The 10,484-nt window shown below is 37.1% G+C and carries 9 protein-coding genes; 2 read left to right on the top strand and 7 right to left on the bottom strand.

Translation table 11 applies throughout. The features are described 5' to 3' along the window. Positions 1-596: 596 nt before the first annotated feature. From RTR43_RS12050 to RTR43_RS12080, 7 genes are all read right to left on the bottom strand, one after another. The gene (locus tag RTR43_RS12050; RefSeq protein ID WP_312472181.1) at positions 597-1,631 is read right to left on the bottom strand and encodes an NAD(P)H-dependent amine dehydrogenase family protein; all 1,035 of its coding nucleotides are present in this window, start codon (positions 1,629-1,631) and stop codon (positions 597-599) included. A 92-nt stretch (positions 1,632-1,723) separates the two neighbouring features. Beyond that, a complete protein-coding gene (locus tag RTR43_RS12055; protein WP_312472182.1) occupies positions 1,724-2,572 on the bottom strand; it encodes a MerR family transcriptional regulator in 849 nt (282 codons plus the stop codon). A gap of 596 nt (positions 2,573-3,168) precedes the next feature. Next, positions 3,169-3,555, bottom strand: a complete 387-nt coding sequence (locus RTR43_RS12060; protein ID WP_312472184.1) for an FxsA family protein — start codon at positions 3,553-3,555, stop codon at positions 3,169-3,171. A gap of 165 nt (positions 3,556-3,720) precedes the next feature. Beyond that, entirely contained in the window at positions 3,721-5,208 is a 1,488-nt protein-coding gene (locus RTR43_RS12065) for a PH domain-containing protein (RefSeq protein ID WP_312472185.1), read from the bottom strand. Further along, positions 5,205-5,699: a PH domain-containing protein gene (locus RTR43_RS12070; RefSeq protein WP_312472187.1), complete on the bottom strand. Its 495-nt coding sequence runs from the start codon at positions 5,697-5,699 to the stop codon at positions 5,205-5,207. Before RTR43_RS12070 ends, RTR43_RS12065 begins: the two co-directional genes overlap by 4 nt. A 51-nt stretch (positions 5,700-5,750) precedes the next feature. Further along, positions 5,751-6,656 carry an ABC transporter ATP-binding protein gene (locus RTR43_RS12075; protein WP_312472188.1) on the bottom strand — a complete coding sequence of 302 codons (906 nt, stop codon included), beginning with the start codon at positions 6,654-6,656 and terminating at the stop codon, positions 5,751-5,753. Continuing rightward, complete coding sequence (locus RTR43_RS12080) at positions 6,656-7,345, bottom strand: ABC transporter permease (RefSeq protein ID WP_312472190.1); 690 nt, start codon at positions 7,343-7,345, stop codon at positions 6,656-6,658. The genes RTR43_RS12075 and RTR43_RS12080 overlap by 1 nt, the downstream gene beginning before the upstream one ends. 179 nt (positions 7,346-7,524) lie before the next feature. On the opposite strand from RTR43_RS12080, the gene RTR43_RS12085 reads away from it, so the two are divergent. Together RTR43_RS12085 and RTR43_RS12090 are read left to right on the top strand one after the other, a co-directional pair. Then, positions 7,525-8,241, top strand: coding sequence for a response regulator transcription factor (locus RTR43_RS12085; RefSeq protein WP_312472191.1), 717 nt, complete (start codon positions 7,525-7,527; stop codon positions 8,239-8,241). After that, on the top strand, positions 8,228-10,003 hold the full coding sequence (locus RTR43_RS12090; protein WP_312472192.1) for a sensor histidine kinase: 1,776 nt from the start codon (positions 8,228-8,230) through the stop codon (positions 10,001-10,003). The genes RTR43_RS12085 and RTR43_RS12090 overlap by 14 nt, the downstream gene beginning before the upstream one ends. The last annotated feature ends 481 nt before the right edge of the window (positions 10,004-10,484 follow it).

A 10,484-nucleotide genomic window follows, 5' to 3' on the forward strand; every position in this document is an offset into this window, starting at 1 on the left:
ATTTAATCAATCGTTTAATTAGTTTTGGCATGCCAGACATAACAACGCTTCCAGCATTTTAATCAAACGTTTGATTAGTTTTGCCATGCCAGACATAACAACGCTTCCAGCATTTTAATCAAACGTTTGATTAGTTTTGCCATGCCAGTCATACCAAGGCTTCCAGTGATTTAATCAATCGTTTAATTAGTTTTGGCATGCCAGACATAACAACGCTTCCAGCGATTTAATCAAACGTTTGGTTAGTATTTGCAAACGAGACATACCAACGCTTCCAGCGATTTAATCAAACGTTTGGTTAGTTTTTCCATACCAGTCATACCAAGGCTTCCAGCGTTTTAATCAAACGTTTGATTAGTTTTTTGGGGCGGTTCTTATGCCTCTTAAAGTAGGAACAAAAATATTGAAATCCCATAGGCCTGGGACCGCGACTTCATTCTTCTCAGGCAATCAAAAATTTTGCGATTAGACTTTTCTCATAAGATAGAACAAAGGCACAACTAGCTAAAAATCCATTAGTTGTACCTTTTTGGTAAAAAATGAAGGCTGTCCTCAAAAATCGATTTTCATCGACTTTTGGGACAGCCCCTATATTCTTATTTATTCAAATAAAAATGAAGTGGATATGTGCGATAGCTTGCTGTCGGCATTTTTTCAGTTGTGTAGAAGCCTGGAGCAGCTTTAATTAAATCAGGGATCCGGTTAACAACTGTTGCACATGTTAATTCTACCGTTGCCGGATTAGAGATTTTCACTAATGTTTCCGGCTCGCCTTGAATCACCCAATCATTACAATCCTTCTCACCTTCAGCATACACCTTACCGATACATTCACTTACAATTACCGGCCCTTGATGAGTTACAGTCGTTACCACAGCTGACATTCCTGTCGCATGACCAGCAGGAATTGTTTTCCCTAATGTTTCTGAATATAAATCTGTATCATGTGTCATTGGCACCAATTTCTGATCCTGAGATTTAATGGTCCAGCCAAATTGTGAGCATAACCATTCATTTGAATTTCTCATAAAGGATGGGAGATCATTATTGCTAGCAATTTTTTCGTCAAACTCTGCTAATGATAAGCCTGCTCCATGCACCTCGGCGAGAGCAATTCCGTAATGTTCGACATTATAGCTAGATTTACCCTCGATGCGAACAATATTATGTGTAGCACCAGCTAAAGTTGTGATTAAGTTGCCCCAGAAAACATCCTGATAGCCAGATCCTGTTAACGTACAATTATGCTCTTTGGCTAATCGGTCTAAACGATTCGTAATTTCAGGAGAAGTTGTCCATGGATAAAAGGCTTCTTCGCAAGTAGTAATGGCATTTACTCCATGACGAGCAGCTAATTCAAAAGCATCTAGCGTATCTGTCATTAAACTTTTCGTCATAATGATACATACATCTGCATCCGTTTCATTGAATACTTGCTCAGCATCACTTCTAACAGGGATATTTAGCTTAACACCCAATCCAGCTACCTCACCAATATCCTTACCAATAAGAGCCGGATTTGCATCAATAGCTCCAACAATTTCTGCACCCTTGTCATACAGATAACGTAAGCTAACCATACCCATTTTTCCACAACCATATTGAATAACACGAACTTTTTCTAGCATCATTAATCCCTCCATTGTTTGCTCGGTATTTCACATGCTAATATGCGTTTATAGAATTCTATAGTTATATCGTAAACCCTATTGTAACAATAGGGTCAAGAGTTGTTAGAATTTTTTTTTACGGGAATTTGCAACTTCATAATCATATGGCGTTCAGCATGTGTCCACTCAGGCAGTTCAATAATAACTTCACAAATATAATCTCCTGCAATTTCTAGTTTGTGCTCCTCTATATAATCGATTAATTTAAATGCATAATCCCTCTCATTCGAAAATTGATCGCAATAAATCGTTACGTATTCTTGAGCGGGAAGAATCTCAATCCCTTGTATTTCGGAAAAATGAGCATCAACAAGCATAAAAATTTCTGTAGATGTAAGCTTCCTCTGCTTAATCGTTTCCATCCGTGTAATGGAGCCAACATTGCAAAAATACGAAGTTGGAAACTGATGAATAAGTGCCTGATTCCTTAACTCTCTTAAAATATATTCATAGGTTTCTAGATGGTCTTCATAAATATTTTTTTTACCGTCATAGCAATATATTTTTCTATCAGGAAGAACATTTCGCTCAATTATGCCCATATTTTGAATTTGCATATATGTTTTATAATTTTTAGATGCTACCTCTAGTGTTCTTTTCATTTGCGTCAGATCATTCATCTTTTGATCGATCAAATGAATTTGTTCATCTAGTAGCTTAGAAATTGACTTAGCATCCTCTTTGGTAAAAAACTCCAACATTTCTTGCAGTGTAAAACCCATATACTTTAGATACTTAATAAAATCAAGACTGGCGCACTGCTTAATACTGTAATATCGATAGTTTGTTATTGGATCAGTGTAGCTTGGTGATAGAAGCCCAATTTTATCATAATGATGTAAGGTTTGAACCGAAACATTATTCAGTTTCGCCATTTTCCCAATTGAAATCTTTTCTAGCATATTTAGGACCTCTTTTTATTGTTTTATCAAAACAAATATGAAGACTCTGGTAAGTAAATTTAATAATGTACTAAACATGTACAGCTTTATTTTAATCCCTAATATTGGCTTAGTCGAATAATATTTCCATCTATTTGAATGTTACTTTTTTCAAACATTATAAGCACCTACAAGTAATTGTAGGTGCTCATATCACGATAATATTAATTTATTCTCTTAATATACTTGTTCCTTACGTGCAGAGTATAAAAATTGTAAAGAACCTTGGGAGCAAGTTGTGCAAACTCCTTACCATCTTCATATTGGTCGCACTGAATGAATTCTATAGAATCTATTTGTTTTTACATAATTATCCATAAATCCATTAATCCCCTGCAAAACTATTATCATTTTGTCAAAAAGTAACATTCCTTTTTTCCTCAACAATTTATATGTTTCTCTAGTAAGGGTGATAACAGGTAGCTAGCCTTTCCTCCATTGGCATTACTCAACTTTATAGGTAGTATGCTGCTATCCGACTCCCTGCCATGGAATTTGGTTTTCTTGCTTTGTATCGTAAAAAAACGTCAACTCCCCAAAAGAAGATTGACGTTTTTTTACTTGATTATTTTTATATTACCTCTTTGAATCTTTTTCCGAAGAGAACTAATCATAAGGAATTTAAATAGTCGTCTAGTTGGGGGGAAAAGCATTAAAAAACCGCTAATGTCTGTAATAAAGCCAGGTAAAATCAGGAGTATTCCACCAATTAAAATACATATTCCATCTAATACAGCTTCACCTGGAATTTGACCATTTCGCAGCTGCTCCTGGGCTTTCCGAATGGTTTGTATGCCTTCTCTTTTCGCTAAATACGCTCCCATTACGCCAGTTAAAATAATGAGGAGTAATGTTGGCCAAACCCCAATTGTTTTTCCAGAAAAAAGTAGTAACCCTATTTCTGCTACAGGAATAGCAATAATCAAGATAATTAAATAACGCATAGAGGGTTCTCCTTCTAATCAGGTTGATTACATTATACAGGTATGATTACTTAATTGAAAATTCCTTGATTATTAGTTAAAGATTTCTGTTCTCATGGTTATTCAATTATGCGATACAGTTCATCAAGCTGGTAGATTTGGATACATTGGAATAAGTTACCATTTTTATTCAATTTCAATTTCCTTTCCACGCCCCATATACCACTTGTAAAACGATTCAGCAAATTCAACTGGCACATTCTCAATCCCATTATGCTGTATCGGTTTTGCTCGATTAATCGTCCCTATTGAGGCAAGGCCTATCCACTTTTGAAAAATATTCCGGGTTACTTTTACTTCAATTACTTTATCTCGTTTGGAAACAAATAAAGACGTAGTCAGAGTGCCTGTTTTGAGTTGAATAAAACGATCATTCAAAATATATCGGGTATGTAAGAAATCTAACCATCTTGCTGCAATGATCACCAATAACAAAGCAGCCGATATAATCCACCATGCTTGCTCTATTCCTAGAACAGCTGGCTTAAAATAAAACAGAGCAGCCGATGCTATCATCCATATCCAACTCGGGCTAAACACGCGGACCCATAAGGATTTTTTAGGAAGCCGCTTCATCTTTTGTGTAATTTCATAAGCAGGTAAAATTTCCGATACCATATCATAGGCACGCCCGACCGGAAGGAAAGGATAGAGTGAATTAATTTCAAGTGTCTCTTCCCCTAAACTTAAGCTGCCAGCACTAGTCAGCTTCACTTCAGCAAAGCCAAGCAATCTTTTCAGAATGGACTGTTTTATTTCAATTGCTTGCACTTTTTCTTTTGCTATAGAAAAGGCCGTTTCATCGAGGACACCTTTTGTAATGTAAATGCGGTCTTGGTCGGAGGAAATTTCATATTTTCCATATTTTAAAAATGTCCGCGCGATTCCGAAACCAACGGAAGCAATGATGAGAACAATTACGATGGTTGTAACAACCCACCAAGAACCAATGATAGCGAAAAAAATCCCCTTTGTTTGATCCACCACATGAAAGATATCATCCACTTTGGAATAAAAAGAAAGCAGTAAAGGGATAAAGAGGAGAAAGCTTAAAGAAGTAAAGCTGGCTTTTAAGAGTTCCTTTTTCATTGGCTTAAAATGAATGGTTCGGTTGGAATCTTCCTTTCCCACAGCCATTTCCGATGGATTCAGATTCATAGCATTTTCGCGTACGGCACTTGCTATATATTCTTCCATTCGCTCTGCTTCTTTTTTGGAAACTACTTCGTATTTAACAGCGGCTTCTTCACCTGTCATTCCTGTTTCAAAGCTGATGGAAGTTACATTAAACATCCGATGAAATAGAGAGGTATGACTATTAACATTTTGAATTTTTGAAAATGGAATAGTCCGCTCCGATTTGCTGAAAATTCCTTTGTAAAGATAAAAGCACCGATCATCAAGCCCATATTTATGGGTGAACCATTTTAAAATAATGTAAATAAACGATACTCCACAAACAATAAAAAAAAGGAGCCTGCCATATGTAATGAAGGGTGATTGTGAACCTGTCTTGATCACAAACAAAAAAATAAAAATGAAAAAAATGTTCTTTAGTAGCTGCCATAGATCAAAGAGTATGAGAAGTGGATGGTATCGTTTTACTTTTGTCATGACTCCACTTCCTTAATTTTTGCATAATGAGCAATTTGGTTCCTTAACTCAATGGCAATCTCCTTCGGCAGTGCAGGTATGGTGTGAGAGGAGCCCATCGTTTCAACGGAAACAGAGCAGAGGCCATATTTTCTGAGCAACGGCCCTTGTTTGGTTGCTACTGATTGTATTTTGGTCATTGGGACAAGTTGATGCCTTTCATTTATTACACCTGCTTTTAATTGCAAAAACTCTTCATCGACATCATAGCGCCAGTTTTTATAAAGTAAAAACGGATTAATCCATGACCAGACTGCACCTAACACAGTGATTAGGAGCAGTCCCTTTATAATCCAGCCAATCCATTCTTTCCATGAAAAACGAAAGTCTAGATAGAGTAAAATACCAAGGATGAGGAATCCAATTACATTCATAATCGTTTCACTTATAATCCATACCTTCACCGCATCCTTAGATAATCGTTTTTGAGGTCCTTTCATTTGATGATACATAAAAATCTCCTTCTGTATTTCGATGACGTACTGTTTTGTTAGACATCGAAGTTATTCATCTAGAAATATGTCTTCAAGCGATGGCTCTTCCACTTCAACACGCAGGACATCTGCCCTACACTGCTGAATAGCTCGAATTATTTCAGCAATTTTTTTCTCATCTTTTACAGTGATAGTTACATAGGGATCATTCATTTCTAGATCTGCTCCTGCTGACTCGAGCCACTGATGTAAGTTCAACTGTTCCGAGTTCGGTACTGGAGAATGCTTGATCTTAACCTTGATGGTCGACCGATATAAGGCTCTAAGTTCATCCATTGTGCCGCTATTGACTATCCGTCCTTCTTTCATAATCGCAATTCGGGTACACAGCTTCTCTACTTCAGCCAGATTATGGGATGTCATGAATATGGTCTTCCCTCTTTTTTGCAGCCCGCGGATCAGCTTATGGATTTGAATCGCAGATTCTGCATCTAAACCGGAAGTAGGTTCATCAAGGAAAAGGAGCTCAGGATCATGGATAATGGCTAGTGCAATCCCTAATTTCTTTTTCATTCCAAATGAAAATTTAGCCACTTTTTTTCGGGCATGTGATTCCAGGCCCACTAACTTTAGTACTTCCAAACACCATTCTATTCCAGCCGGCTGTCCTGACAAAGCTGAAAGATATTTTAAATGCTCGATTGAGGTTAAAGAGCCATATAAAGTGGAGTAATCAGGCATTACCCCAACTCGTTTCTTTACTTGATCATTGGGACCTTTTACACCTAACAGTGAGTATGTACCAAAGCTTGGTTGAATTATGCCGGTTAACATGTTAATAAAGGTAGATTTACCAGCTCCGTTACGACCTAAGAATCCAAAGATTTCTCCTTTTTCTACGAAAAGATCAATTCCTTTTACGATTGGCACTGATCCATACGATTTCTTCAGCTGTTTTGTTTCGATGGCAATCATCAGCATTCCCTCCTTTTAAAAATAAAATTGGCGAAAAAGAGCATGATACCTGATAGTATAAAAATCACTAAAAAAGTAAAGTCATCTCGTTCCAAATAATAAAAGGGGGTTAAAAACTTCGTCCAGCTTACCCAAAGGTTCGATGTAAACACAACCCATAATCCCAAAATTGGAAAAGCCAATCCAAACACAATCCCCAAAAACATGGTAAACCCAGGCTTAGGGATTAGGACAGAAAGTAAGATAGTGAAGGAAATTTGTAAGGTTACTAAACTTATAGTCTGAGAAAAAATGAAAAGATCGATCTTCTGTGCAAAAATACTGATAAGCAAGAAGGAAACCGTCAAACAAATAAACCAAAACAACCAAATACCGAAAAACTTTCCTAGTAAAATGGAGGTTCTTGACGTTCTTGTTACTAAAAATCGCATTGTACGTTCGTGTGTCTCTTGGTTAATTGTATCATGGGAAAGTCCTGCTATAAATAATTGGCCGAGGAATAACAACAATCCCAAAAGACCAACCGTGTGAATATTTTCAACTTCCTTTGCTGAAAGCTCGATCCCCGTCGCAAATATATTAGCAAACTTGGCTGAATAATAGGAGGTTAACAATAAAATCGCAATGACTATACATGATTTAACCCCTTTGAATAAGCTCATAAATTCCCTTTTACCGATTACATACATATTTGAATTCCCCTTTCCACATTCATTCTACTATTAATCCCTTTTATCTATTTACCAATATTATAGGTTTCCTTCCTTAAGCCACTCAAAAATCCACCTTAATTTCTCCTTAATTCCTAGAATTTTTACAACTGAGTGATATGATAATTTATAGATTGAAATAGGATAGGAGTTTCTTTATGCACGAGCCACAATTATTAATTGTCGATGATGAGAAAGCCATTTTACATATGTTAACCACGATTCTAAAAAAAGAAGCATTTAACTTTATTGATACTGCAGGTACAGCTGAGGAGGCTCTTGCCTTATGTCAAACCAAACGATATGACTTAATCCTTTTGGATGTGATGCTTCCCAACCGCAGCGGTTTTGAAATTTGCCCTCTCATTAGGGAAACGACCGATGCCCCTATATTCTTTCTGACAGCTCGGTCAACAGATTTAGATAAACTTTCGGGCTTTGCATTAGGCGCAGATGATTATATCACAAAACCCTTCAATCCCCTTGAAGTCGTTGCAAGGATTAAAGCGCATTTACGTCGTCACACTGGAAAAATCACAAATACGTCTAAAACGTTTTACCAATTTGGCCCCCTCCATGTAAACACACTCTCTGGAGATGTGACCGTAAAAGGAAGGACAGTAGAATTACCAGCACAGGTCTATCAGCTCCTTCTGTTCTTCTGTAAACATCCAAATCGGCTATTTAGTAAAAACCAGCTTTATGAAAAAGTGTGGGGCGAAGAATTTCTAGGTGAGGATAATACCGTTATGGTACACATTAGAAAGCTTAGGGAAAAAATCGAGGACAATCCTAGTAAGCCACGTCATATTATTACCGTAAGAGGGCTTGGCTATAAATTTGTACCTGATGGTGGCAGCCATGAACATCCATAAACGTTTTATAGTTCAATTTTTTATCCAGTTAATCCTTGTTTTCATCCTATTTTTCTTTCTATTAATCTTCATTTGGGGAATCATTGGCTTTTCGATTATGAATAATGAGGTTACCCAGGATCTATCCAAGGCAAATGACTCTTTTTTTTCTCATAGGATTACGATAAATGGAAATAAAGCAACTTTCGATGATGAATTAAAACATCTGGCGGCGAACCAAAACGGCTGGCTCCTTGTCCTAACTCAAAAAGGGAAGGTCATCGGGTCTTACCATGCTCCTGAAAAAGTTCCCGCCCATTTTACACAAAGTGAACTGGCCTCTTTACTGCTGCAAGATAGCTCTACTTCTGTGGAATACACGCATTGGCTGTTAAAAAAAACTTATCCGCAGCCGTACTTGATTTTATTCGGAAGAAAGATTGCGGAGACAAGTCTTTTAAACGAAATAAAGGCAAATATTGATTGGAAAAATCCACAGCTTCATCTTACCGGTGCCACTCTTCAACAAATGAAAGAAGAAAATGGCTGGGCTCAATTGATTGATTCAACTGGAAAGGTAGTAGATCAATACGGTACACATAAGGAACCCATTACGTACTCAATTCAGGAACTTCACAGCTTATCAAAGAAAAAGCAAGACTCCAATGCCGCTTACTTTGATCCAAAGTCAGAACAAACAATCATTGTTGGCCTACATGATTTAAGTTCAACCCCAAATCTTGAAGTAAGCTTGTTTAAAACAATGAGTAAAGGTTTCGTCGTCATTCCTGTTGCATTATTTCTGCTATTGTTGATAGGTACATTTTGGTATGCACGTAAATTCGGGGTTCCACTGATTATGATGATGAAATGGATTCAAAATCTTGGCAGTGGTTTATTTGAGCAGCCGCATGATCTCCATCAACGTCCAATGATGTTAAATAAAAAGGGAAAACTCAAAAGGAAGTATCGTTTGTACAAGGATCTTATTGCAACCCTTTCACAATTAACAGAGATACTAAAACAAAACGAAGCACAACGGCGGAAAATGAAACAAACCCGTGAAGAATGGATTAGTGGTCTTTCCCATGACTTAAAAACGCCGCTTTCCTCCATTTCCGGTTATGCGCAAATGCTTGAATCCGAAAATTATTCCTGGACAGAGGTAGAGACAAGGGAATTCGCTGGAATCATAACAGAAAAGTCAACCTATATGATGGACTTACTAGAGGACTTAACCTTAACGTATCGCTTAAAAAATCAAGCTTTACCAATGGCAAAAGAACAGGTAGATATGAATGAATTTATCCGTCGAACTATTATTCATTCTATCAATGATCCAACTAATAATGAGAAGGAATTCATCTTCCAGCCGCATAATGGAACTATTTTCGCATCGATTGATCCCAAATGGTTTCAACGGATTATTGATAACCTGCTAGCGAATGCCATCAAATATAATCCTTCTGGTACGGTGATTACGGTATCAATTTCATCTATTGAACAACATCTTATGATGATTACCATTGAAGATGATGGCATTGGCATGGACAATGAAACACTCAACAAACTCTTTCATCGCTACTATCGAGGTACAAATACAAGCGACTCCGGCAGTGGAACTGGACTCGGAATGGCCATCACTAAACAATTAGTACATCTACACGAAGGCTCCATTAATGTAAAAAGCGCGCCTCAAAAAGGCACAACCGTTCGAATTATCCTTCCCCTATTAATAGAGGAAAATATTAGAGGATTCCTATCAAAATCAGATACTCAATAAAAGAGTTTAAGGGTCATACCAAGGCTTCTAGCGTTTTAATCAAACGTTTGGTTAGTTTTAGCAAGCCATACATACCAACTCTTCCAACGTTTTAATCAAACGTTTGGTTAGTTTTGGCAAACCAGACATTTCAAAGGCTCCAAAGATTTAATCAATCGTTTGTTTAGTTTTGGCATGCCAGACATACCAACGCTTCCAACGTTTTAATCAAACGTTTGATTAGTTTTGGCATCCCAGTCGTACCAAGGGTTACAGCGTTTTAATCAAACGTTTGGTTAGTTTTAGCAAACCATATATACCAATGATTCCAACGATTTAATCAATCGTTTGTTTAGTTTTAGCAAACCAGACATACCAACGCTTCCAGCGTTTTAATCAAACGTTTGGTTAGTTTTAGCAAACCATATATACCAAGGCTTCCAACGATTTAATCAATCGTTTGGTTAGTTTTGGCATCCCAGTCATACCAAGGCTTCCAACG

The sequence above is a fragment of the Neobacillus sp. genome (assembly GCF_031988165.1).
GTDB classification, from domain to species: Bacteria; Bacillota; Bacilli; order Bacillales; family Cytobacillaceae; genus Neobacillus; species Neobacillus rhizosphaerae.